Annotated in this window: 1 protein-coding gene; it reads right to left on the bottom strand. The window is 45.5% G+C overall.

The genetic code is table 11. From position 1 onward, the window contains the following. The coding region (locus R8N49_RS28660) for an alpha/beta hydrolase (protein WP_318190640.1) at positions 1-606 on the bottom strand (606 nt) is incomplete at both ends.

Genomic DNA, 606 nt, shown 5'->3' with positions numbered 1-606 from the left:
AACCACTTTATCGCCAAATCGAGGGATTGCTCATATCCTTTTGTAATTGTCTTGGAACTGATCTTCTTCGCCTGCCCATAGTGGCTAAATAGCGCGACTAACTGGTTGTCACTGTAAGGAGAAACGGGGTCACCTTCTAAGCTCAGCGCTAAAATTGGCACCTTAGTTTTACGACTGCTCAAGAAGCCTTGAACTTTCAATGACCAAGCCATCATCTGCCCAGCCATGCTGTTGATATCAACTGCGCTTTTACCCAAACGAGAAGCCAGCATATCCAGATACATCTTCGGCATTTTTTGCAGCTTTTTCGGTGAGGTAAACAGATCATGCACCGGTGCGCCTAGTGCCACACACGCTTTGATCTTTTCTTGCTCAAGAAAAGACAGACGAACCATGGCATTGCCACCAAAACGGAAACCGACCAAACCAACTTTGTGATGATCAACGTAAGGAATGGAATAAAGCTCATTCAACACGGCTTGATGAAGACAGCTTGAATCTTCCGTCAAAGGCCAATGAGAACTGTGTCCGACTGATGGCATATCGACGGTTAACATTGCAATATCTTTAGGAGCAAAGTGATTGCGGAACAAACGCCACATGTCG

The organism is Vibrio sp. 1978 (assembly GCF_033344345.1).
The sequence above is the reverse complement of the archived record's forward strand: the minus strand, read 5'-3'. Positions and strand labels throughout refer to the sequence as shown.